The sequence below is a fragment of the Aeromonas sp. 30P genome, from assembly GCF_051919805.1.
Lineage (GTDB): Bacteria > Pseudomonadota > Gammaproteobacteria > Enterobacterales > Aeromonadaceae > Aeromonas > Aeromonas veronii.
On sequence record NZ_JBQBEA010000001.1, the window covers coordinates 216,528 to 238,087 of the forward strand.

The following is a 21,560-nucleotide window of genomic DNA, read 5'->3' on the forward strand; positions in this document are numbered from 1 at the left end:
TCTGCATGAAAGTAAAAGGTTTTTTCTTAATCTGTAAGTGGTGAAACTAAATTACATAAATTACTTTCACTTTCTGCTGCTTTGCTGTACAGTTGTCTGCGTAGGGTACAGAGGTAAGATGTTCTATCTTTCAGACCTTTTATTTCACGTAATTGAATGTGGCTGAATAGCTGCCCCGATGAGGTTCTCGTCGGGGTGTTTTTTTATGCGCATCATTTAGAGTAAATGCTTTAAATTGGCGATGCATTTGATAGAATGAGGCTGCTTCTTGAGGAATACCTGTCGTCTGGTACTCAAGATTCAGCTTCTTCCCAATTTTTTGAACTTATTATTTCAGGCTGGATGGCATCACTGTCGTCCGGCCTCATTTTTATCCCTTTCGGTTAGATTTTGTAATTAAATTTCATTTTTGTATCTTTTTATAATTGCTGTTCGTTTTGAAAGAACGAATTTGAAAACGCTATCAACGCCTCCTTAAGTTAATTCCCACCATGAATTAACGATCTATCTATATGAACTGTAGGCGGTAATGGATATAACTGGGGAGGCGAATGCGGGGTATTTGTCGTGAGGCAGGTGAAAGCGGCAATCTGAAACCCTTTCAATCAGCGGAGGAGTGCTCCGCCAATTGCAAGGAGAGCGAGGAGTGGATTACTCCTCGACAGGTTGCTGTTCGTCAGCGTCCAGCAGGTCGGTATCGTCACCACTGACGTACCATTCGGTCAGGGTTTGCGCCAGCTTCTCCACACCGATGTTGGTGAGGGAGGAGAACGCTTCAACCTGGATCTGGGAACCGAGGTTGGCAACAGCCTGGCGCACCTTGATCACCTGGTTGTTGCGCGGACCCGGGCTCAGTTTGTCAGCCTTGGTCAGCAACAGCATGACGGGCAACTGACGGTGTGAACTCCACTCCAGCATGTTCATGTCGGTATCTTTGAGCGGGTGGCGGATGTCCATCAGGATCACCAGACCTTTCAATGACTCACGGCGCTGCAGATACTCTGCCAGTGACTTTTGCCACTTGAGCTTCATTTCCAGCGGAACTTGCGCATAACCATAACCCGGCAAGTCGACCAGACGCTTGCCCGGTTCCAGCTCAAACAGGTTGATCAGCTGGGTACGACCAGGTGTCTTACTGGTGCGCGCCAGGTTCTTGTGTTTGGTTAAGGTGTTCAATGCAGATGACTTACCGGCGTTGGAACGGCCGGCAAACGCGATCTCGACACCCCCATCATTTGGCAGGTGACGGATGTCGGGTGCGCTGGTCACAAAATGCACCTTATTGAAATTCAGAGTTTGTGTATCCAACGTAAATTCCCCATGGAGATAGAGGGTTATAGAGTTACTTTTTTGTAAAATGGTGTAAAATAGCGTCGCTTAAACGCGTTTATTTTAACATGCCTTCAGCGGCATGGGATCTGGAAGCCTAATAACGAAAAGTTGGAACGCCATGAAGAACCTAGTCATTACTCTTGCTCTGATGGTTGGCGTAACGGGGATGGCACAAGCCAAGGGCGATGCCGCTGCGGGACAGACCAAGGCTGCCGTTTGTGCGGCTTGTCATGGACCGGACGGAAACAGCCTGGTTGATATGTACCCCAAAATTGCTGGTCAGCACGCATCATATATCAAAAAGCAGTTAGTTGAACTGAAGGCTGCCGCTTCTGGTCAAATTGGCCGGGTTGCGCCAGTGATGGGGCCGATGGCGTTACCTTTGTCGGAACAGGACATGGATGACCTGGCGGCTTATTTCTCCAGCCTGAAGGTTACCCCTATCGCTGTCCCTGACGACGTGGTCGAAGCGGGCAAGGCACTCTATATGGGTGGTGACATGAGTCGTGGTCTGGCAGCTTGTACGGCTTGCCATGGTCCCCGTGGCTCGGGTGTCGAACAGGCGAAGTATCCCAACCTGTCCGGCCAGCATCCTGCCTATATCAAGGCTCAGCTCACCGCATTCCGTGCCGGGACGCGTGACAACGATCCGAATGGCATGATGCGTGACGTTGCCAAGAAACTGACTGATCAGGATATCGAAGCCCTCTCCAAATATGTGGCGGGTCTGCACTGATATAGTCGATACGGTCGATTTGAGTTGAAACGGGGAGCCTGGGCTCCCCGTTGTTTTTATGGCTTTCAGATAATTCTCGGTTTAATCCCCCCGTTCTGTAAGAGATCTCCCATTCTCAAGGCAGGCCAAGGCTCATAAAATTGCATAAAATATTAAATAATCATTATTTATCAATGGATTATATGAATATTGATATTTTTCGACATGTTGAGAATGTTTTGAGTGGATTGAGCCGCTTTATAGAGTTGGTACAGTAGGTTTAATGGATTCACCCATGGATTGGGTGGCGGTTTCACGACAGGGTGTTGTGAGCAGAGGATGGCTGGCGTGGCGGGATGTCATGGGCTCGGATGAGCTGGCAAAGGATTGAAGGATCAGGATGGTGACCATCTCCGGAGCGGGATGGGGTTGCGGGATGCAGACTCCCCGGCACGATGGCAGGATGCGGTCGAGACGGGTCAAACAAGCACACGCACATTCAGGAACGACCAATATAAGGTCAGGATGACCACACAACGATATGATGCGGCGACAAGTTTTCATGGAGAGGACGAAACAGATTGTTTTGCCATTCAGGATGGCGCACGCATGAACATATCAAGGCAGCTTCGGCTGCCTTTTTTCTTTTGGGTCATTAACCCGATTAGCCATTCTGTGTCAAAATACCAGCAACATGCCCAGAGGATACCGATCCTGCGGTGTTCAGTGGCCTGATTGGGCCTGATTGGTGCGGGATCCTGCTCTTGTTCCAGCCTTACTGTTCCTCGCATCGTATCCCACCGGGTGAGATCATCCCGGGTACGGGTCAAACCAGTTATTTTTCGGAGTTAGCCATTCATGTCTGCCAAACAACCCACTCGCAAGCCTACTGGCAAGCGCAAAGAATCTGATGTCAGTGCTCAGGAAGGCCGTGAGCGTAAACGGGCTGCCAAGCGAAAGGGCCTGAAGGCTGGTTCTCGTCAGCAAGTTGAACAGCCGAAGAACAAGTCTGGCAACAGCCAGTCCAAAGATCCGCGTATCGGTTCCCGCAAGCCGGTGGTACTGGTGGTGGATGACAAACAGAAGAAGCCGGCAGCCCCCAAGGCGGTGAAAGAGAAGAAGCTGCTGATGACGCCCGAGCAGGAGCTGGCTTCCATCGAAAACGATGACCGCTTGAATGATCTGCTGGATCGTCTTGATGCCGGTGAAACCCTGGAAGCGGCCGAGCAGGCCTGGGTTGATCAGCGCGTCGACCGTTATCAGGAACTGATGGATGAGCTGGGCATCATCGATAACGACGATGATGAAGATGACGAGCTGCCGTTTGATGATGGTGATGACGCCGAGTTCGACGAGCAGAAACCGGCCTCCGAAGAGGAGTTGTGGGACCGTTTCAACCAAGTCGATTTCAAGCCGGAACCCAAGCCTGAGCCGAAGAAAAAGTGATGAGTGGATGGATGCTGGCCGCCCTGTTGGGCGGCCTGATTTTGTCAGGATTGGCCATCTATGCAGGCATGCTGCTGGCCAGGCTGAGACGACAGCAAGCGATGCAGTGGCAGGCGATTACCGCTCGCAATGAACGAATTCTGGAGAGCGTGCGGGTCATTGCTCATGCGATGCATGAGGGGCAGTGCGATTACTCCGAAGGCGCCATTCGGCTGACCAATCTGCTGGATGCGTTGCAGATCAAGGGGGGGCGAGCGTTCGTGGCCGAGTTCCCGGGTCTGTACGGGCTGTATGAGAAGGTGAAAGATATGCCGACTAATGAGGCCAGACGTGCCCTCAAGCGCAATGAAGTGATGAAGATGGATCTCGAACGCAGCGGCTACGAGGCCGAGCTGGAGGCTCAGATCCTCAAGGATGTGGCCCAGCTGAAGGATTTTCAGTTAGGTCGGTGAGCCAACAATAACAACAAGAGAGGAAGCGAGCGTGCAAGCAGAACAGATTGTGTGGGATCAGGCCCTGATCGAAAAATATAACTACAGTGGCCCGCGATACACCTCTTATCCCACTGCGCTGGAGTTCAACGAGAGCTTCGGCTATCCGGATTTTGTCCGTGCTGCCGGTCAGTATCCCGAGCGCAATCTGTCGCTCTACGTGCACATCCCTTTCTGTCACAAGCTCTGCTACTACTGCGGCTGCAACAAGGTCATTACCCGTCATCAGCACAAGGCTGACGAGTATCTCGACTACCTGGAGCAGGAGATCAAGGCGCAAGCCCCGCTCTTCAAGCATCGTCTGGTTACCCAGCTGCACTGGGGGGGCGGTACACCCACCTATCTGGATGAAGCGCAAACGCGCCGTCTGATGGCCATGCTGCGTGAGCACTTCCATTTCGCCGAAGAGGGGGAGTTCAGCATCGAGGTCGATCCGCGCGAGATTGCCATTACCATGCTGGATGTGCTGCGAGATGTCGGCTTCAACCGCATCAGCCTCGGGGTGCAGGACTTCAACAAGGATGTGCAGGTTGCGGTCAACCGCGAGCAGGACAACGACTTTATTAAAGGCATGTTGGAACGGGCCCGTGAACTGGGTTTCCGCTCGACCAACCTCGACCTTATCTATGGCCTGCCGCATCAGGATCGCGCCAGTTTCCACCATACGCTGGAAGAGGTGCTCAAGACGGATCCGGCGCGCCTCTCCATCTTCAACTATGCCCATCTGCCGAGTCGCTTTGCCGCCCAGCGCAAGTTGAAAGACGACGACATGCCTGCTCCGCAGGAGAAGCTGGCCATGCTGCAGGACACCATTGCCTTCCTCACCGGTCAGGGTTACCAGTTCATCGGTATGGACCATTTTGCCAAACCCGATGACGAGCTGGCAGTGGCGCAGCGCGAGGGCAAGCTGCACCGCAACTTCCAGGGCTATACCACCCAGGGAGATTGTGATCTGCTGGGGCTGGGGGTCTCCTCCATCAGCATGATCGGTGATGCCTACTCCCAGAACCAGAAAGAGCTCAAGACCTATTACGCACAGGTTGCAGAGCTGGGTCATGCCCAGTGGAAAGGCTGCTCGCTCAATCAGGATGACCTGATCCGCCGTGAGGTGATCAAGCGGCTTATCTGTGATTTCCGTCTGAACTTTGCCGCTGTCGAACAGGCGCACGGGCTCAATTTCAGAGAGTATTTTGCCGACGATCTAAAGCTGCTGCAGACCTTCATCAACGATGGATTGGTGCGTATGACGGAGGATGGTCTGGAGGTCTCCTCCACGGGGCAGCTGCTGATCCGCAATATCTGCATGTGCTTCGACGTGTACCTGCGCAACAAGGCGCGTCAGCAGCAGTTCTCTCGCGTGATATAAGCTTGTTTGCCGATTAGAAAACAGAGAAGGGCGCTATCGTGGCGCCCCTTTCATATGTATTTTTGCTCAAGCAGCGAGTCGGGAAGGTTCTGGTAAGAAGTCTCTGCGCTGAGGCAAGCAATTGGGAATCAAGCAATGGTCGCGGTGAAACGCAGATAAAAAGATGGGGGCGACTTGCGTCGCCCCCGGTAGTCGTATCGCTCAGATCCTTGAGCGAAGTTGCTCCCTGCAATCCCTGACTGTTTACCTCTTCCTTTAGGTTTCCCCTTCCCAATCCTTTGGGGTGTCCTTTAGCCATCTTGGCCTGACGAGTCATCCTGTCCCGTCGCACTTTCTCCGTCCCGGGAGGTGTCCTTTACCACATCCTGTGGTGAGTCCATTTGCCCAACCCTGGCAGCCAGTCTTCCTGACCGACTTCATTGCGTCCGTGCATGAGTAACTATAAGGATTTTCTAACCGGCTACAACGCCAGATTGGAAAACGTTTTTGTCATTAGCTGTTTCGAAAGTGATGAGTTTCGATTTATTCATTTATAAACAGCTAGTTAAGTTACTCATCTTCATGTTTTAAGATCTTATCTTCCGATTATCTCGGGGATCTTTTCGGCCGTTGGCTTACATCTGGAATGGCAAATATCTTACACGGCGTTTTGGTTGCTTCAGAAACAGATTTTGCAGTCTGATGATGGTCATTCGGGGTGAGTTGGCGAGGCACACAAAGAGCGGCTGAATGGAGAAATTATGAGCGCTGGTTGAGTCGCTCATAGATTGTCTGGCGCTCCTCAGGAGTCAGCGAAGAGAAGTAGTGGGTAAAGAGGCGCAGTAACAGGGACTTGTTCATGCCGTCTTGCTGGGTCAGATTACCCAGCTCGTCGATGGCCACCGTGCTCATGGAGAAGGTAGCTTTTTTGTAGCTGGGCTTCAGGTGCTCACCACTCTCGATAAAGGCCAGCGCCGACAAGGCTTCATCACGATGCAGGCCCAGTTCGAGGCTGACCACCTTGGGTTTGCCCTTGGCGTAGAACTCCGCATCTTCGATAAATTCGTCGACGGTGAACTTCTTCTGGTGATGCAGCTGGTGCTTTTTCTTCAGATCGGCCAGACCCATCTCACACCCCCACTTGCAGAAACTCTTTGGCGATGGCCCGGATCTCTTCGGCGGATTTGCCATCCGGCTCGATCTCCATCACCGACAGTCCCTTCTCTTCGCTGTCGTCATAGACGTTGCGACCATAGGTGATGGCGTTCAGGACGTCGACACCGAACGAGGAGCAAACCTCTTTCGCTTCGAGAATGCGTTTTACCTGATTGGGCAGGGCGGGGCACTGGGTCAGCACTACTGCTGCATTGAGGGTCGGGTTGACCATCTTGCAGGTGGTGATGAGATCTTCCATATGGGGCAGGGTCTTAAGGTCGCGGCGTTTCGGACGCAAGGGGATCAGGGCGTGGGTGGCGACAGCCATGGTGGAGCGCAGTGCCCGGTTGTCTTGCCCGCCGCAATCGACGATGACGTAGTCGTAGCGGTTTTTCAGGCTGAGCAGGTCGTTGCGAATATTGCCATAGAGCTGTACGCAGTTGATTTGTGGCAGCTCCGGGTTGTCATTGCGCTCCTGAATCCAGTCAGAGGTGGTGCGCTGCGGGTCGCAGTCGACCAGTAACACCTCCCCCTGAAATTGGGATCTGAGGTAGACCGCCAGATTTTGTGCCAGGCAGCTCTTACCACTCCCCCCCTTCTCTCCACCGACCAACAAGATCATGACGTTCCCCTATCCATGAGAAAACCGCTGATTTCAGTATAGGAGGGGCCAGTCTCATCACAAGGCGAGAGGAGTGATGCTCCTCTCGTTGTTTCGACTAGTAATGAACGCTGCCTCCCTGCCAGCGGCAGACATAGTCAGGCACCAGCATCTGGGGGGCCTTGTCGACATGGCATACCACCATGGGCATGGCAGGGGCTCCTTCAGCCTGACTGAGGGTGGGGAACGTAGAGAGCAGCAAAGTCGCGAGCAACAGCATGGGTTTCATCTTCATAACAACTCCTTGGTAGTGCCATTCCTGTGTGATCTGGATCACTTTCTGAGTTAAGTCGAGGTTGGCGCCAGCGCAAGGTGAGACGAATAAATTCAATTAATGAAAAAAGTATCAAAAGGCGTTGTGGTGACCGACGAGGATGGTTGCCCACCTTGATGCGGACTTTGTGCATATTAAGTTGAACCGCACAAAGAGGTGGTGACTGATGAGGCCGAGCCTGATGGGGTTGGCATCAATGCCATGATCTGGAACAAGAAAAGATTTATGCAGTGAATGTGGTCGATGTGAGTATTTATTTCTCCCGCGTTCCTCCCGTCACGGCGATGTATTCAATACCTAGGGAGTAATATTCAAACTCTATTTGCAAAGTTATTTATTGTAATGATTTTTAAAGGTTTTTGTTATTTGCATTTAATCGCTCCAGTGAACTGGCATGAATAAAAAATGAATCAATCTGAAATATAGCAGGGTGGTTTTGCATGGTTATTCGGTGCGATTTGTTTGGAAAATGCGCAATTTGCTACCGGGGTCATAGATTGGATGGTGAATATATTCAGTTCTGAGTGAATGTGATCAATGTCTAAGTTTGTCGTGATTTGCAGGGCTAACCTCGGTCTCGAAAGGCAAGGGCAGGATAGAACATAAGCCGATTACCCTACATAAAGAATATCCCGCCTTAGCCACGAGCATGAATAGAAGGAATCTATTCAATCACTCGCAGGGACCACTGCTAGACGGAATATAATCATGAGCAAATTTTATGTAGGTTCTGAAGTTGGCCAATTGCGCCGTGTCATGTTGCACCGCCCCAACCTCAGTCTGAAGCGTCTGACTCCTTCCAACTGCCAGGATCTGCTGTTCGATGACGTCCTGTCTGTTGAACGCGCCGGTCAGGAGCACGACAAATTCGCTCAGGTACTGCGCGATCAGAATGTCGAAGTTTTCCTGCTGACCAATCTGCTGGCGGAAACACTTGATGTGCCGGAAGCCAAAACCTGGCTGCTGCAACATCAGGTCTCCGACTACCGCCTCGGCTCTTCTTTTGCCAACGACGTGCGCTGCTTCCTAGCTGACATGCCGCACCGCGAACTGGCCCGCATTCTCTCCGGCGGCCTGACTTACTCCGAGATGCCCTACAGCGGCGTCAACATGGTAGTGGGCATGCACGCTCCGACCGATTTCATCATCGAGCCGCTGCCCAACCACCTCTTTACCCGTGACACCTCCTGCTGGGTTTATGGCGGCGTCTCCATCAACCCGATGGCCAAGCCGGCTCGTCGCCGCGAGACCAACCACGTGAAGGCTATCTACCGCTGGCACCCGATGTTTGCCGGTCAGGACTTCATCAAGTACTTCGGTGATGAGGAGAGTGACTACGACAACTCCACCATCGAGGGTGGCGACGTACTGGTGATCGGTCGCGGCGCCGTGCTGATCGGTATGTCCGAGCGCACCACCCCGCAAGGTGTCGAGCACCTGGCTCGCAGCCTGTTCAAACATGGTCAGGCCAAGCAGGTCATCGCCATGGAGCTGCCGAAACACCGCAGCTGTATGCACCTGGATACCGTCATGACCCACATGGATATCGACACCTTCTCCGTCTATCCGGAAGTGATCCGCAAGGACGTGCAGTGCTGGAGCCTGACTCCGGGCGGCGCCACCGGCATGAACATCAAGGAAGAGGGTTACTTCGTCACTGCTATCGAGAAAGCACTGGGCGTGGATCAACTGAAGATCATCACCACTGGCGGTGACAGCTTCGAAGCCGAACGCGAGCAGTGGAACGACGCCAACAACGTGCTGACCGTACGTCCCGGCGTGGTGGTGGGTTACGAGCGCAATACCTACACCAACGAGAAATATGACAAGGCCGGTATCACAGTTCTCTCCATCCCGGGTGATGAACTGGGCCGTGGCCGCGGCGGTGCCCGCTGCATGAGCTGCCCGATGGAACGCGACAGCATCTGATGAGACGGCGTGGCGCCGGCAGAGGCTGGCGCCACACAGAACCAAACTCGAGATCAACCACTATGAAAAAACCAACTGTCGTCGTCGCTCTGGGTGGCAATGCTCTGCTCCGTCGTGGTGAGCCACTGGAAGCGGATATCCAGCGCAAGAACATCGCCACAGCCGCCAAGACTATCGCCCTGATTGCTCAGGAGTACAACGTGGTGCTGGTGCATGGCAACGGTCCGCAAGTCGGTCTGCTGGCCCTGCAAAACAGCGCCTACACCAAGGTATCCCCCTATCCGCTGGATGTGCTGGGTGCCGAGTCCCAGGGCATGATCGGCTACATGCTGATCCAGGAGCTGAAAAACCTGATGCCGAGCCGCAACGTCACCGCGCTGCTGACTCAGGTGCAGGTCGATCCCAAGGATCCGGCATTCGCCAACCCGACCAAATTTATCGGCCCCGTCTACGAAGAGGCTGAAGCCCGCACCCTGGCAGAAGAGAAGCACTGGGTGGTCAAGGCTGACGGCAAGTTCTTCCGCCGCGTAGTGCCATCCCCGCTGCCCCAGCGCATCGTCGAAGGCGACGCCATCGAAACCCTGATTGCCCAAGGCCACCTCATCATCTGTACCGGTGGTGGCGGTATCCCGGTGACTTGGGATGGACAGAGCCTGACCGGTATCGAAGCCGTCATCGACAAGGACATGTCTGCCGCCTACCTGGCCAAGCAGATCAAGGCCGACGCCCTGCTGATCCTGACCGATGCCGATGCCGTCTATCTGGATTGGGGCAAACCGACCCAGCGTCCGCTGCGGGTCACCAGCCCGGACGAGCTGGCCGGGGTCAAGTTCGATGCAGGTTCCATGGGGCCGAAAGTCGAAGCCTCCTGTGAATTTGTCAAAGCGACCGGCGGCATGGTCGGCATCGGCTCGCTGGAAGATGGCCTCGCCATCCTCAAGGGTGAAGCCGGCACCAATATCGTCGCCACCCGCACCGTACATGCGTAATTACCGATATCTGTACTGAGAATGCGTAGTCAACACTACTGCCCGAACTGGTCTGAAACATATATAGAGAGAACTCATCATGGCTTTTAATCTGCGTAACCGTAACTTCCTGAAACTGCTGGACTTCACCCCGCGCGAAATCCAATACATGATCGACCTGGCCATCGACCTGAAGAAAGCCAAATACGGTGGCTACGAGCGCAAGCATCTGGTCGGCAAGAACATCGCCCTGATTTTCGAGAAGACCTCCACCCGTACCCGTTGTGCGTTTGAAGTGGCGGCCTTCGACCAGGGCGCGCAAGTCTCCTACCTTGGCCCAAGCGGTTCCCAGATCGGTCACAAGGAGTCCATGAAGGACACCGCCCGGGTACTGGGTCGCATGTATGACGGTATCGAATACCGTGGCTACGGTCAGGAGATCGTGGAAGAGCTGGGTGCCTACGCCGGTGTACCGGTGTGGAACGGCCTGACCAACGAATTCCACCCGACCCAGATCCTGGCCGACTTCATGACCATGCTGGAGCACGGCAAGGGCAAACGTCTGGATCAAATCAAGTTCGCCTACCTGGGTGATGCCCGCAACAACATGGGTAACTCCCTGATGGTCGGTGCCGCCAAAATGGGTATGGACATCCGTCTGGTCGCGCCGAAAGCCTTCTGGCCGGAAGAGGAGCTGGTTGCCAAGTGCCGCCTGATCGCCGAAGAGACCGGCGCACGCATCACCCTGACCGAAGATGTGAAAGAGGGTGTGCTGGGTGCTGATTTCCTCTACACCGACGTCTGGGTATCCATGGGTGAAGCAAAAGAAGCCTGGGATCAGCGCGTCAAACTGATGACCCCGTATCAGGTCAACATGGATGTCATCAACGCCACCAAGAACCCGGATGTGAAGTTCATGCACTGCCTGCCGGCGTTCCACAACGACGAGACCACCATGGGCAAGGAAGTGGCTGACAAATATGGCATGAAAGGCCTGGAAGTGACCGAGGACGTGTTCGAATCCGAGCACAGCATCGTGTTCGACGAGGCCGAAAACCGGATGCACACCATCAAGGCAGTGATGGTTGCTACGCTGGGCGACTAAGGTCGCAGTAGTGGTGCCGGGGGGCGACCCCCGGCTTTTCGACCATGTGACAGCGGCATAATACCTCCAACCCTACAACCCGCAGCCTGCATGGATACCACACCCACAGAAGGAAGCTGGACCATGACCAAATTCAAGTTCCCGTCAGCCTACACGATACTGTTTGTGCTGATCGCCCTGGTGGCCGCCCTGAGCTGGATAGTGCCGGCCGGCAAATATGAGATGACCATGAACGAAGCCCTCGGCAAAGAAGTGCCGGTGGCGGGTACCTACAAACTGGTGGAGGGGAATCCCCAGGGGATCGTCGACGTGCTGCTGGCACCTATCGATGGCCTCTACAACCACGACACCTATGAGGCAGGCGCCATCGACGTCTCCCTCTTTATCCTGATCATCGGTGGTTTTCTTGGCATTGTGACCAAGACCGGTGCCATCGATGCTGGTATTGAACGTGTGACCGACCGCCTGCGCGGCCGGGAAGAGTGGATGATCCCGATCCTGATGGCGCTGTTCGCCGCAGGCGGCACCATCTACGGCATGGCCGAAGAGTCACTGCCGTTCTACACCCTGCTGGTGCCGGTGATGATGGCCGCCCGCTTCGACCCTGTGGTGGCTGCAGCAACCGTATTGCTGGGTGCCGGTATCGGTACTCTCGGTTCCACCATCAACCCGTTTGCCACCGTTATTGCGGCCAACGCGGCCGGTATCTCCTTCACCGACGGTATCTGGCTGCGCGTTGCCATGCTGGTCGCCGGTTGGTTGCTCTGCGTTGCCTACGTCATGCGTTACGCCAAGATGGTGCGCAGCGATCCGAGCAAATCCCTAGTAGCTGACAAGTGGGAAGAGAACCGTGCCCACTTCCTTGGCAACAAGAGCGACCAGATGCTGGAGTTCACCCTGACCCGTAAAATCGTGCTGGGTATCTTCGTCGCCGCCTTCGCCGTGATGATCTACGGTGTCGCCGTGTTGGGCTGGTGGATGGCGCAGATCTCCGGTGTGTTCCTGGCTGCCGCCATCATCGTTGGTCTCATCTCCCGCATGAGCGAGGAGGAGCTGACCTCCAACTTTATCGACGGTGCTCGCGACCTGCTGGGTGTGGCGCTGATCATCGGTATCGCCCGCGGTATCGTGGTGGTAATGGATAACGGCATGATCACTCACACCATTTTGCACAGTGCAGAAGGGATCGTGACCGGCCTCTCCACCATCGTCTTTATCAACGTGATGTTCGTGCTGGAAGTGGTGCTCTCTTTCCTGGTGCCGTCCTCCTCCGGTCTGGCCGTACTGACCATGCCGATCATGGCGCCGCTGGCCGACTTCGCCAACGTGGGCCGCGATCTGGTGGTGACTGCTTACCAGTCAGCCTCCGGTCTGGTGAACCTGGTGACCCCGACCTCCGCCGTGGTCATGGGCGGTCTGGCCATCGCCAAGGTGCCTTATGTACGCTGGCTGAAGTGGGTGGCTCCGCTGCTCGGTATCCTGACCGTGCTGATCGTGGTCTGCCTGAGCCTGGGGGCCGTGCTCTCCTGAGGGATAACAAGCAAGATGAAACGGGAGCCTGCGGGCTCCCGTTTTTTATGGGCGCAAGAAGTGATGGACACAAAGTCGCAGGCAACAAAAAGGCGACCCGCAGGTCGCCTCGATGTATTGGATGGAAGGAGTTAGCGGGCCTGCGCCAGCGTGCGCACCACGGCGGCATGGGCCTGACGGGTACGGCTGATATGGCGCGGCGCGACCAGCACCACGTCATTGCCCGCGACGGCGCCCATGATCTCGGGATTGGCGTTGCGATCCAGCAGGCGAGCCACCACGGTGGCGGCCCCCGGAGTGGTGTGGATCAGCACCATCTGCTGGTTGTGCACCACTTCGCGCACCATGTCGTGGATCGAGCGGGTGCTGCCGGCGGGTTCCAGCTGCTCATCGACCAGGGTGTAGACCTTCTTGCCGTTGGCATTCTGGGCCTTGGCGACGCCGAGGCGGCGCAGCAGGCGGGAGATGGTGGACTGGCTGATGTCGGCAAAGCCGCGCTCCGACAGCTCGCGGCGGATCTCTTCCTGGGTGCTGTAGCAGTGCTGACCGATGATCTGGCGACAGGCATCCAGCTGGGCCAGATCGGGCTCTTGGGCAACGGGACGACTGAGGGTTTTGACCACGGCGAATTCCTTTGATGATGATCGGAGGTAAACGCGCGATATCTGCCATAGCAGTCAGTTATCAGGCAAAAACACTGATAATCCATCTATATGCAGGGAATGAGCGGGCATTACCATCTTGCGATGGCAAATTATAGCTGACTGGAAATTTGGTGATGTGACAGGGTTCAAAAATGGGCCCCGCGGGGCCCAATCAGATATCAGTAACGCTCGCTGACGATGTCCTGAGTGAAGGACTTCTCGCAATATTTGCACTTCATCCGCACCACGCCTTTCACTTCGCGCACCCGGAAGTAGCTGTCTACCGGCTCGTTGTGGGAGATGCAGTTGGAGTTGGGGCAGTGGAACACCCCAGCGATGAACTCCGGCAGCTCCAGCTGGTGCTTCTTCACCACATTGAAGTCTTCGATGATGTTGACGGTCGCTTTCGGGGCGAACAGCGCCAGCTGGTTGGCCTGCTGTTCGGTCAGACGGGTGTTCTCAATCTTGATGAGATCCTTCTTGCCCAGCGCACCGGATTTCAGGTTGAAGCCGACGGTGATCCGCTCCTGGGTTTCGACCAGCTGGAACAGCTTGAGGATCTTGATGCCCTGGCCAGCGGGGATGTGATCGATGACGGAGCCGTGACGGATGGCTTCGACTTGCAGTTGGTTCTTGTCAGACATGATATTCCCCTAAGCTCAGACAGTTTCGTTCAGTACCAGTGCCAGCAGTGCCTGGCGTGCATAGACCCCGTTCTCCGCCTGCTGGAAGTAGCAAGCGTGGGGAGTCTTGTCGACCGCAACATCGATCTCGTCGACGCGGGGCAGGGGATGCAGGATCTTCATGGTGGGCTTGGCCCCTTCCAGAGTCGCCAGCTCCAGAATGAACTTGGCAGCCATGTGCTTGTATTCAGTCTCGTCGAAGCGCTCTTTCTGGACGCGGGTCATGTAGAGGATGTCCAGCTCCGGCATCACCTCTTCCATGGTCTGGTGGACGCTGAACTGGATACCCTTCTCTTCCAGCTCTTCGCAGATGTAGTCCGGCATCGCCAGCGCTTCCGGGGAGATGAAGAAGAAGCGGCAGTTGAACAGGCTGAGGGCTTGGGCCAGCGAGTGCACGGTGCGGCCATATTTCAGGTCACCGACGAAGGCGACGTTGAGGTTGTCCAGACGACCCTGGGTCTCATGGATGGTGAACAGGTCGAGCAGGGTCTGGCTCGGATGCTGGTTGGAGCCGTCGCCGCCGTTGATGACCGGCACACGGGAGAACTCGGAGGCCAGACGGGCCGCGCCCTCTTTCGGGTGGCGCATCACCACCGCATCCGAGTAGGAGCCGATGATCTTGATGGAGTCAGCCAGCGTCTCGCCCTTCTTGGCGCTGGTGTTGCCACCGTCGGCGAAGCCGATGATGTTGCCGCCAAGGCGCTGTACCGCGGTCTCGAACGAGAGGCGGGTGCGGGTGGAGGCTTCGAAGAAGCAGCTGGCAACCAGCTTGTCTTTTAACAGGCTGGTGTCAGGTTCAGCCTTCAACCGTTGTGCGGTTGAGACTACCAGTTCCATTTCTGACCGGGTCAGGTCCGAAATGGAGATGACATGTTTCTTATAGAGTGGATTGGTCATCGTCTGCATTCCCTTTGACATCATTGGAGGTTTTTCGGGCACAAAAAAAAGCCCCTGAAACAGGGGCTTTTTTTAAAAATAACTGGGGATCGTTGGGGTGGGAACCGGAAACAACGGGGCCGCTCTGGTGCGCACCACCCGTCTGCAAGGCTGTTTTCTGAATCAAAAACTGCATCGTTTCGTCCCGACCTTTTTCAAAACCGGACAGATTATAGGGCCGATTTTTTAATTGTCAAAATTTTATTTCCGATGCCAATTTCAGCATGAAAAACGTTTAAGTGGCGGGAACATGACGACAAATCCACACCTTGTGCGTCTCTTGCAGCGATTCCCCATCGCGGGCCATGGCGCGCAAATAACCGAGTCTGTGGTGTCCTTCCAGCAGGCAGTAGGGGCGGGGCAGGGGATGACCGTTCGGGTAGCTGGAACCCTCTTCCGGCACCAGCACGATGACAGGTTCGGGCCAGGTGCCTTCGCTCAGCATCTTCTCGCCGAGCCAGGAGCGACGTACATAGCGGTTGCTGCGCAGCATCTCGCCCCAGCGCTCGATCACCTCCATATGGCGGGAGTCCACCTGATCCACCAGTTGCGCGGTGGGCCAGCTTTCACAGGTGAACTGATGGTTGGCGAGATCGATAAAGCTCCAGTTGGACTCAAAACCGCGCCAATGGCGGTAAATCCACTGGGAGAGCACATTTTCAGGAATAAAGGGTACCAGTGGTGCGACCCGTTCAAGATAGGCTGACAGGGACTCTGTTTTGCGTTCATCCCTGAAATTGAGGGGCGCCAGTTGTTGGAGCAGTCGGTAATTGAGCATAAGTGGCCTCCCGGTACCTGATTTCACCCTACCCCCATTTATGTCCCATTCCTACCCCGGCAGGGCTGCAAATACAGCAAGTTATCCCGCTTTGCTGCACAAACAACCGCGACTTGTTCGGGATTTGTGCAATCGCATCGAAAGCGTAAAAAAAGCCTTTACCTTTGATCTCCACTTTGTATACTACGCCTCGTTTGTTGCAGGGGCGTAGTTCCAATTGGTAGAACAGCGGTCTCCAAAACCGATGGTTGCGGGTTCGAGTCCTGCCGCCCCTGCCATTTTCAGAGAGGCCAGCTCATTGAGCTGGCCTTTCGCATTTCCGGCGTTCGCCAATTTATCCCTCTCTCCTTTCTCTTCTCCTTCTAGCCGCTAGCCCCGGTGACTGTGGCCATATTGATCTCGATGTTTGCCGCAAGAGCGTTCAGTGTGCAGCAACCCGCTGTTTCAGGACGGCGACCAGCCGCTGGTGGCGTGCGGGGAGCGGCCACTCGGCGCGGTAGATCAGCCAGAGGGTGTCGATCACTTCAATGCTGTTCTGGATCACCCGGATCTTCTCCTGCTGGGCAAAGGCGGTGACGGCGAAGCGGGGTAGCACGGTAAAACCGAGGCCGCGGGCGACCGGCTCCAGGATCAGGCCGATCTGGTTGGTAAAGCCGCGCTGCGGGATCTCGTCAACGCGCTGGCCGGGGTAGCGTCGTCCCAACAGGCGTTGTGCCATGCTGCGGCCATCCGGGTGGTCGATAAAGCCGAGCTGACAGAGGTGCTGCCAGCTCTGCTCCTCGCCGTCGTTGGGCACCACCAGACAGAGGGGTTCGCGGGCGAAGGGCTCGGCAGCGATGCTGGGGTGCTCCGGCGGCTGATCCACCAGTCCCAGATCGCTGCGCCCCGCCAGCACCGCCTGCACTATGTCGGGGGTGGGGGCAAAGCGGTGCTGGATGGTGAGTCCGGGGTGCTCCTGTTGCTGGTCGAGCAGCAGGGGATAGAGCAGCAGGCCAATGCTGCCGGGGGTGGACAGGGTGATGGCGCCGCGGTGAGGGTCATCGTCAGAGAGGCGCGCCCGCAGCTGTTCGGCGGCCTGCGCCTGCTGGCGGGCGAAGTCGAGCACCACCAGCCCGCGCGGGGTGAGCTCCAGCTGACGGGGCTTGCGCAGCAGCAGGGGGCCAAATTCGGCCTCGAGGCGCGAGATATGCTGACTGACGGCGGCCTGGGTGAGATCCAGCCGTTCGGCGGCGCGGGTAAAACTGCCGGTTTCATGCACCACCACCAGGGTGTGGAGCCAGAGTGGATTAACCATAAATTTAATTTATGCCTTCCATTAGTTTGACCTTATTTTTCATTATGTCGCCCCTTCCTATCATGTCACCTGTTTCCCACACACAATTTCAAGGTGACGTATGACTTACCCACGCAACTTCTCCCATATCGGTATCACGGTGACTGACCTCGACAAAGCGGTCGAGTTCTATACCAAGGTGATGGGCTGGTATCTCATCATGCCGGCGACCACCATCACCGAGGATGACTCCGCCATCGGCGTGATGTGCAACGACGTGTTTGGCCCGGGCTGGGGCTCCTTCCGCATCGCTCACCTCTCCACCGGCGACAAGATCGGCATCGAGCTGTTCGAGTTCCCCAACAGCGAGCAGCGCGAAAACAACTTCGAATTCTGGAAGACCGGAGTGTTCCACTTCAGCGTGCAGGATCCGGATGTCGAGGGGCTGGCGGCGCGCATCGTCGCGGCGGGCGGCAAGCAGCGGATGCCGGTACGCGAGTACTACCCGGGCGAGAAACCCTACCGCATGGTCTACATGGAAGATCCCTTCGGCAACATCATCGAGATCTACAGCCACAGCTATGAGCTGACCTACTCCGCCGGTGCATATCAGGGGTAAGTGACAGGCCGCCTTCGGGCGGTCTGCTGCTTTGTTGTTACAAGAGTCAGTAGCATGGAATAGCGATCTGGTTCACACGAATAGCGCGTTCTGTTGTTGATAGATGGGAAAATATACAGATTCACTAAAGTCTGTTCATATTGCGGCCGATAGCCTTTGATACATCAGGGTTTTCCCTGCCTGACACAACAACAAGGATTCGTCGTCATGACCCTCTCTCTGCGCGGCAAGCTGCTGGCCACCAGTCTTGGCGTAGTGCTGCTGATGGCATCACTGCTCGGCATCGTTGCCTTTCACACCCTAAAATCCCGCACCATGAGCGCCATCCAGAGCGAGGCGGTCAACTATGGCCACGCCTACTCGGTCGCCATCGGCGAATGGATGACGGATCGCAAGAACACCGTCCATGCGCTGGTCAACCTGATCAGCGATAACCCCCAAGCCGAGCTGGTGCCCCACCTGAAGCAGGCCTATACCTCCGGTGGGTTCGGGCTCACCTATTTTGGCTCCGCGCAGGGGGTGATGACCCGGCAGGATCCCTCCCTCAACACCGGCAACTATGACCCACGCGAGCGCCCCTGGTATCAGGATGCGGTGAAGGCGGGGCAGCTCATCGTCACTGCCCCCTATGTCAGCGTCACCATGCAGAAGCTGGTGGTCACTCTTTCCGAGCCTGTACGCCATCAGGGCGAGCTGGTCGGCGCCGTGGGGGCCAACCTGGCGCTCGACAAGCTTATTGACGAGGTGCTGGCGATGAAGGTGCAGGGTGAGGGCTACGCCATGCTGCTCGACAGCAGTGGCCTCATCGTCGGCCATCCGCAGAAGGATCTGGCACTCAAGCCCATCGCCGAGCTGGCGCCGGGACTCTCTGCCGCCACCTTCCAGCAGTGGGGCCGCGAAAACAGCGAGCTGCACGCCGCCACCCTCGACGGGCGGGATGTGCTGCTGGCGGTACAACCGGTGCCGGGCACCGACTGGCTGCTGGCCATGGTGATGTATCGCGATGTGCTGGAAGCGCCGCTCAGCAGTCTGCTGTGGGAGCTGGTGGGGCTGACCCTGGTGCTGATGCTGGTGTTCAGCGCCCTGCTCACCGCCACCTTCAAATACCTGTTCGCCGATCTCGGTCGGGTCGCGCACGCCCTGCACGACATTGCCCACGGCGAGGGGGATCTCACCGTTCACATCAACACTCACAGCAAGGATGAGGTGGGTCAGCTGGCCCAGAACTTCAACCAGTTTGTGGCGCGGCTGCACGGTATCGTCAGCCGGCTGCGGGATGTGACCGTCGAGCTGGCGGCACAGTCCCGTGCCCAGGCGGCCGGGGCGCAGGCTCGCAGTCAGCGGGTGCGCCAGCAGCAGGACGAGATCGTGATGGTGGCGACCGCGGTGACCGAGATGGCTTCCGCTACCCAGGAGATCGCCGGCAACGCCGAGTTTGCCGCCACCACCGCCACCGATGCGGTCGCACTGGCGGTCGCCGGTCAATCCCAGGTTGGCCAGAGTCAGCGCAGCATTACCGGTCTGGCGGACGAAGTGGCCGATGCCAGCCAAATCATCAATGAGCTCGACAGCCATGCCCAGAAGATCAGCGGCATTCTGGCGACCATCAGCGGCATCGCCGAGCAGACCAACCTGCTGGCGCTCAACGCCGCCATCGAGGCGGCCCGGGCCGGTGAGCAGGGCCGCGGTTTTGCGGTGGTGGCGGACGAGGTGCGGGTGCTGTCACGCCGTACCCACGACTCCACCGACGAGATCCAGCAGATGATCGAAACCCTGCAGCAGACCACCCGCCGCGCCGTGGGTGGCATGGAGACCAGCCGTCAGCTGGCGGGTACCAGCGTCGAGGATGCGGAAGCGGCCAACCAGAGCCTTGCCCGGATCAACGAGGCGATCGGCTCCATCAGCGACATGGCGACCCAGATCGCCGCGGCGGCCGAGGAGCAGACTTCGGTGACCGGTGAGATCAGCCGCAATACCGAAAATATCCGCCACGTCTCGCAAGAGCTTGCCGAGCAGGCGGGCAACGAGGCGGCGCAGGCGGCCGAACTCAAGTCGCTGACCGAGCGGCTGGAGCAGGAGATCGGCCGCTTCCGGCTCTGATCCTCCGCCTACTCTCCATGAAAAAGGGCAGCCCGCGGGCTGCCCTTTGTCATTTCACGACTGGCTTAAGGGTTCTGCTTGACCCAGATAAGCTGGTCGGTGGCAAAGCCCAGCGACTTCGCCTTGGCGACCAGCGCATCCACCTTTGCCTTGGGCGGGTTGGGTGAGCGGGCGAGGATCCAGAGGTAGTCGTGGTTGTAGCTGGTCACCAGCGAGAGCTGGTAATCGGGGTCGAGGTCGATGACGTTGTAGCCGCCGTAGAAGGGGCCGAAGAAGCTCACCTTGAGCCGCGCCTCGTCCGGGTTGCCGAGGAAGTAGGCCTTGCCCTCGGCTTCGCGCCAGCTGCCATCGCTCTGCTTGCCGCGGTTGAGCACCTTGACGCCGCCATCGTCCCGCAGGCTGTAAGTGGCGCTCACCTGCTCCAGCCCCCGTTCGAAGCTGTGGTCGAGGCGGGCGATTTCGTACCAGGTGCCAAGATAACGATCGAGCTGGAAGCCGGTAACGGGGCGAATGCCGTCGGCAATCCCGGTACAGGCCGTCAGCAGTAAAGCGGTGAACAGGCAAAGCAGTGAACGCATAAGTAATCCCTCTCTTGTTATCCCTCAATGATGCGCAGCTGGCCATCCCGGAAGCGGGAGGCCTGATCCGTCGGCGTGCTGCCGAAGAAGCGCTTGTACTCCCGACTGAACTGGGAGTTGCTCTCGTAACCGACTCTGGCCGCCGCGGTGCCCGCCTTGATGCCATCGTGCAGCATCATCATCCGCGCCTTGTGCAGGCGAAACGACTTGATGTACTGCAGCGGCGAGGTGGCAGTGACCGCCTTGAAGTGGTGGTGAAAGGCGGAGACGCTCATGTTCACCTCCCGCGCCAGCTCCTCCATGGTGAGGTTATCGGCATAACGGGACTCTATCATACGCAGCACCCGGGCGATCTGGCCCACATGGTTGTGGCGATTGGCGAGCGCTTGCAGCGCCGGGCCGCCCCCCTCGGTGAGAGCGTGGAACAGCATCTCCCGCACCGTCTGCGGTCCCAGCACCCTGGCGTGCAGCGGGTTGTCCATCAGCTCGATCAGTCGCTCGGCAGCGCAGAACATGGTTTCGGACAGGGGGACCGAGTGGACGCCGCTCTTTTGCGGCGCGGGGGCGGGCAGGGCATCGCCCAGCTCCAGCAGCAGCTCTTGCAGGGTGACCAGATCGATCTCGATGGTAAACCCGATAAGCGGCTGCTCGGGGGAGGCGAAGCACTCGCACTCGCAGGGCAGCGGTAGGGTCATCAGCAGGTAGTGGTTGGGGTCGTAGCGAAACACCTGATCCGCCAGATAACCCACCTTGTGCCCCTGCAGGATCACGATCATCCGCGGTTGGTAGAGCACCGGGGTGCGGCCATGGTGCTCGGTGGTATAGATGAGGTTGACCTGTTTCACCGGTGATGGGGTGATGCCGGGTGCGGTGACGTGGCGGGTCAATCTGGTTGCGAGGTCGCTGTAACGGTTTTGCATGGGTGCTCTTTGATTCGATAGTTCCGGTTTTTGCTGCTTTGTAGAAATAGGCAAGAATCAAGCAGGATGTTGTCTTGA

22 protein-coding genes and 1 tRNA gene are annotated in these 21,560 nt (G+C 56.8%); 11 read left to right on the forward strand and 12 right to left on the reverse strand.

The window, feature by feature from the left end:
* Nucleotides 1-651: 651 nt before the first annotated feature.
* Nucleotides 652-1,308 (reverse strand): ribosome biogenesis GTP-binding protein YihA/YsxC, encoded by a 657-nt coding sequence (gene yihA, locus ACTG2B_RS01020; protein ID WP_042657324.1) that lies wholly within the window; start codon nt 1,306-1,308, stop codon nt 652-654.
* Between the two features lie 142 nt (nt 1,309-1,450).
* Here yihA and ACTG2B_RS01025 point away from each other — a divergent pair, with 142 nt between their 5' ends.
* The 4 genes from ACTG2B_RS01025 (at nt 1,451) to hemN (ending at nt 5,350) form a co-directional block, all read left to right on the forward strand.
* The gene (locus ACTG2B_RS01025) at nt 1,451-2,068 is read left to right on the forward strand and encodes a c-type cytochrome (RefSeq protein ID WP_005339710.1); all 618 of its coding nucleotides are present in this window, start codon (nt 1,451-1,453) and stop codon (nt 2,066-2,068) included.
* Nucleotides 2,069-2,905: 837 nt separating this feature from the next.
* Nucleotides 2,906-3,493: a Der GTPase-activating protein YihI gene (gene yihI / locus ACTG2B_RS01030; protein ID WP_227095652.1), complete on the forward strand. Its 588-nt coding sequence runs from the start codon at nt 2,906-2,908 to the stop codon at nt 3,491-3,493.
* Nucleotides 3,494-3,504: 11 nt separating this feature from the next.
* Nucleotides 3,505-3,945 carry a DUF2489 domain-containing protein gene (locus ACTG2B_RS01035; protein ID WP_439996898.1) on the forward strand — a complete coding sequence of 147 codons (441 nt, stop codon included), beginning with the start codon at nt 3,505-3,507 and terminating at the stop codon, nt 3,943-3,945.
* A 31-nt stretch (nt 3,946-3,976) separates the two neighbouring features.
* Nucleotides 3,977-5,350 carry an oxygen-independent coproporphyrinogen III oxidase gene (gene hemN / locus ACTG2B_RS01040; protein WP_439995046.1) on the forward strand — a complete coding sequence of 458 codons (1,374 nt, stop codon included), beginning with the start codon at nt 3,977-3,979 and terminating at the stop codon, nt 5,348-5,350.
* 738 nt (nt 5,351-6,088) lie between these two features.
* On the opposite strand, the gene ACTG2B_RS01045 is transcribed toward hemN, so the two are convergent.
* The 3 genes from ACTG2B_RS01045 to ACTG2B_RS01055 all read right to left on the reverse strand — a co-directional run bounded on the left by ACTG2B_RS01045 (nt 6,089) and on the right by ACTG2B_RS01055 (nt 7,380).
* On the reverse strand, nt 6,089-6,457 hold the full coding sequence (locus tag ACTG2B_RS01045; RefSeq protein WP_005339715.1) for a hypothetical protein: 369 nt from the start codon (nt 6,455-6,457) through the stop codon (nt 6,089-6,091).
* A 1-nt stretch (nt 6,458) separates the two neighbouring features.
* Nucleotides 6,459-7,106, reverse strand: coding sequence for an AAA family ATPase (locus ACTG2B_RS01050; RefSeq protein ID WP_005339716.1), 648 nt, complete (start codon nt 7,104-7,106; stop codon nt 6,459-6,461).
* A 97-nt stretch (nt 7,107-7,203) separates the two neighbouring features.
* Nucleotides 7,204-7,380, reverse strand: a complete 177-nt coding sequence (locus ACTG2B_RS01055) for a hypothetical protein (RefSeq protein WP_164980033.1) — start codon at nt 7,378-7,380, stop codon at nt 7,204-7,206.
* A gap of 747 nt (nt 7,381-8,127) precedes the next feature.
* Here ACTG2B_RS01055 and arcA point away from each other — a divergent pair.
* The 4 genes from arcA to ACTG2B_RS01075 all read left to right on the forward strand — a co-directional run bounded on the left by arcA (nt 8,128) and on the right by ACTG2B_RS01075 (nt 12,951).
* Nucleotides 8,128-9,348, forward strand: a complete 1,221-nt coding sequence (gene arcA / locus ACTG2B_RS01060; RefSeq protein WP_439995047.1) for an arginine deiminase — start codon at nt 8,128-8,130, stop codon at nt 9,346-9,348.
* 62 nt (nt 9,349-9,410) lie between these two features.
* On the forward strand, nt 9,411-10,337 hold the full coding sequence (gene arcC, locus ACTG2B_RS01065; RefSeq protein ID WP_005339719.1) for a carbamate kinase: 927 nt from the start codon (nt 9,411-9,413) through the stop codon (nt 10,335-10,337).
* Between the two features lie 79 nt (nt 10,338-10,416).
* Nucleotides 10,417-11,421, forward strand: coding sequence for an ornithine carbamoyltransferase (argF, locus tag ACTG2B_RS01070; RefSeq protein ID WP_005339721.1), 1,005 nt, complete (start codon nt 10,417-10,419; stop codon nt 11,419-11,421).
* Between the two features lie 123 nt (nt 11,422-11,544).
* The gene (locus tag ACTG2B_RS01075; protein ID WP_005339725.1) at nt 11,545-12,951 is read left to right on the forward strand and encodes a YfcC family protein; all 1,407 of its coding nucleotides are present in this window, start codon (nt 11,545-11,547) and stop codon (nt 12,949-12,951) included.
* A 131-nt stretch (nt 12,952-13,082) separates the two neighbouring features.
* On the opposite strand, the gene ACTG2B_RS01080 is transcribed toward ACTG2B_RS01075, so the two are convergent.
* The 5 genes from ACTG2B_RS01080 to ACTG2B_RS01100 form a co-directional block, all read right to left on the reverse strand.
* Nucleotides 13,083-13,574, reverse strand: coding sequence for an arginine repressor (locus ACTG2B_RS01080; protein ID WP_005339728.1), 492 nt, complete (start codon nt 13,572-13,574; stop codon nt 13,083-13,085).
* Nucleotides 13,575-13,774: 200 nt separating this feature from the next.
* The gene (pyrI, locus tag ACTG2B_RS01085; RefSeq protein WP_005339730.1) at nt 13,775-14,239 is read right to left on the reverse strand and encodes an aspartate carbamoyltransferase regulatory subunit; all 465 of its coding nucleotides are present in this window, start codon (nt 14,237-14,239) and stop codon (nt 13,775-13,777) included.
* Nucleotides 14,240-14,254: 15 nt separating this feature from the next.
* Nucleotides 14,255-15,175, reverse strand: coding sequence for an aspartate carbamoyltransferase (pyrB, locus tag ACTG2B_RS01090; RefSeq protein ID WP_005339735.1), 921 nt, complete (start codon nt 15,173-15,175; stop codon nt 14,255-14,257).
* On the reverse strand, nt 15,156-15,350 hold the full coding sequence (locus tag ACTG2B_RS01095) for a hypothetical protein (protein ID WP_013724188.1): 195 nt from the start codon (nt 15,348-15,350) through the stop codon (nt 15,156-15,158). The genes pyrB and ACTG2B_RS01095 overlap by 20 nt, the downstream gene beginning before the upstream one ends.
* Nucleotides 15,351-15,449: 99 nt before the next feature.
* The gene (locus ACTG2B_RS01100) at nt 15,450-15,992 is read right to left on the reverse strand and encodes a hypothetical protein (RefSeq protein ID WP_439995048.1); all 543 of its coding nucleotides are present in this window, start codon (nt 15,990-15,992) and stop codon (nt 15,450-15,452) included.
* Nucleotides 15,993-16,193: 201 nt separating this feature from the next.
* On the opposite strand from ACTG2B_RS01100, the gene ACTG2B_RS01105 reads away from it, so the two are divergent.
* A tRNA-Trp gene (locus ACTG2B_RS01105) sits at nt 16,194-16,270 on the forward strand.
* A 143-nt stretch (nt 16,271-16,413) separates the two neighbouring features.
* Here the strand turns inward: ACTG2B_RS01105 and ACTG2B_RS01110 are convergent.
* On the reverse strand, nt 16,414-17,286 hold the full coding sequence (locus ACTG2B_RS01110; RefSeq protein ID WP_439995049.1) for a LysR family transcriptional regulator: 873 nt from the start codon (nt 17,284-17,286) through the stop codon (nt 16,414-16,416).
* 100 nt (nt 17,287-17,386) lie between these two features.
* On the opposite strand from ACTG2B_RS01110, the gene ACTG2B_RS01115 reads away from it, so the two are divergent.
* Both ACTG2B_RS01115 and ACTG2B_RS01120 read left to right on the forward strand, forming a co-directional pair.
* Nucleotides 17,387-17,884 (forward strand): lactoylglutathione lyase family protein, encoded by a 498-nt coding sequence (locus tag ACTG2B_RS01115; RefSeq protein WP_041209527.1) that lies wholly within the window; start codon nt 17,387-17,389, stop codon nt 17,882-17,884.
* Nucleotides 17,885-18,091: 207 nt separating this feature from the next.
* Nucleotides 18,092-19,984 carry a methyl-accepting chemotaxis protein gene (locus tag ACTG2B_RS01120; RefSeq protein WP_005357549.1) on the forward strand — a complete coding sequence of 631 codons (1,893 nt, stop codon included), beginning with the start codon at nt 18,092-18,094 and terminating at the stop codon, nt 19,982-19,984.
* 65 nt (nt 19,985-20,049) lie between these two features.
* On the opposite strand, the gene ACTG2B_RS01125 is transcribed toward ACTG2B_RS01120, so the two are convergent.
* Entirely contained in the window at nt 20,050-20,562 is a 513-nt protein-coding gene (locus tag ACTG2B_RS01125; protein ID WP_439995050.1) for a lipocalin family protein, read from the reverse strand.
* 17 nt (nt 20,563-20,579) lie between these two features.
* Nucleotides 20,580-21,482, reverse strand: coding sequence for an AraC family transcriptional regulator (locus tag ACTG2B_RS01130; RefSeq protein ID WP_005339751.1), 903 nt, complete (start codon nt 21,480-21,482; stop codon nt 20,580-20,582).
* Nucleotides 21,483-21,560: the final 78 nt, after the last annotated feature.